We start from the raw sequence: 1,805 nt of genomic DNA on the forward strand, positions 1-1,805 counted from the left end.
GCTGCTCGGCGAGTTGGTGGTGTGAACCATCAAATGGTCAGACGACTTCCGCAACTGGCCCGAGGCTGCCGAAATATCGTGGTGCAGCAAGTCGGCAGCTATCTGGGGGTACACCGGCCGTGGCGCAGACGCATTCGGGAGGGCAGCACGTGACCCGAAGCCGTCATGGCTGCACGGCGCGCGGGTGCCGCAAAAGCGACCCACTTTTCAACATGCGGTGGGCGGAGTTAACTCTACGAGGCCGTCGTGACGACTGCCGCCGATGCCATTGTCCCACCCGCGCCGAAGGTCCACGCCAGGGATCTGCCGGCTTTGCGGCTGATCGTGCAGTTCGCTCGCAATACTGTGAGTACGATGCCGAATTACGCCTTCGATGTGATGATCAGCCATCGGCGCGTTCTCGGCCTCGATACGTGGCTCGTGAACGATCCAGACGGTGTTCGGCATATTCTGGGCTCGAACGTCAGCAACTATAGAAAGCTGGTAGCGCTGTACCGCGTTTTCCAGCCTCTCGCTGGACAGGGTGTTTTTCTCGCCGAAGGCGACGAGTGGCGCCGTCAGCGTCGCATGCTGGCGCCTTTGTTTACGCCGGCAAGCATTGGTCTCCTGCTGCCGCACTTCTTCGAGGCGGCCAACGCACTGGTCCGCCGCGTGGAACGCTCAGCGACGGCGAACCTCTCTGAGGCATTCCAGGAAGCCACACTCGAGGCCGTTTTGCGGGCGCTTTTTTCATTGCCAGATAATGAACAACGCGGTCGGCTGGCTGCCATGGTCCGCGGCTATCTTGATGGCCCTGGCCGCCCGAATATCCTCGACGGGTTCGCGCGCACGGAGACTTCGTTCGCTTTTGCCACTTGGAAGCGGCGACAGTCCCAGGCTGCCTGGCACGCGGCGGTTGACGCCTTGGTCGCTGCGCGGCGGGCATCGCCGCGCACGGCTGAGCATGGTGATCTGCTCGACCTGCTGATCTCCGCCCGCGACCCGGAAACCGGCGACGCGCTCTCAGACACCGAAATCCGCGATCAAAGCGCAACGATGCTGGTTGCAGGCCACGAAACGACGGCCCGGCTGCTGTTTTGGGCCACCTATCTGTTGACACTGGGTCCAGCCGAGCAGGCGCGGTTGCGTACCGAGATCGCGGAGTTTCCGCCGGAACGCGTCGGCACACTCGATGATCTACAGCATTGGCCACGCCTGCGTCAGACCCTATACGAGGCGTTGCGCCTCTATCCGCCAGCGCCGCATGTGAACCGCGAAGCCATTGCTGACGATACGGTGTTGGGCGAGCGAGTCGAAGCGGGTGCGCAAGTCTGGATCAGTCCTTGGGTCATCCATCGCCACCGCAAGTTCTGGGATCAGCCAACGGCATTCATGCCCGATCGCTTCGCGGGCAAGGCATCGCCGTGGACGAGCGGAACCTTCATTCCATTCGGTGCTGGTCCCCGGATTTGCATCGGCGCAACATTCGCCATCGCCGAAGCTCAAATCATTATGGCAATCCTGTTGTCGCGCTTTTCGATTGCCCTGGACGATCCGCGCCCAGTGCTGCCGGTTGGGACCGCGCTGCTTGCACCAAGCCATGAGCCGCAATTCAAGATCGAACGGGTCTGAGGAGGCGACATCGACAGCCGCTCTTGGCCCGAAGGCGAAGACCTTCGGTAAGCGGTATTGGTCCGCTAGATCGGGCAGACCGGACATTGACGGCGCGGTACCCGACGAGCGCTCTTGACCCGAATGTATGGTCGGGCCGTGCGTTGCAAGTGGTTTCGCCGAGCTGGCGGTGAGCAGTCTTGCATCAATGTATC

At 62.0% G+C, this 1,805-nt stretch carries 1 protein-coding gene; it reads left to right on the forward strand.

Translation table 11 applies throughout. The features are described 5' to 3' along the window. Nucleotides 1-246: 246 nt before the first annotated feature. Nucleotides 247-1,611 (forward strand): cytochrome P450, encoded by a 1,365-nt coding sequence (locus tag ACFFWD_RS25485; protein ID WP_376969761.1) that lies wholly within the window; start codon nt 247-249, stop codon nt 1,609-1,611. Nucleotides 1,612-1,805: the final 194 nt, after the last annotated feature.

It is taken from the genome of Bradyrhizobium erythrophlei (genome assembly GCF_042430365.1).
In the GTDB taxonomy this organism is placed as follows: Bacteria; Pseudomonadota; Alphaproteobacteria; order Rhizobiales; family Xanthobacteraceae; genus Bradyrhizobium; species Bradyrhizobium erythrophlei.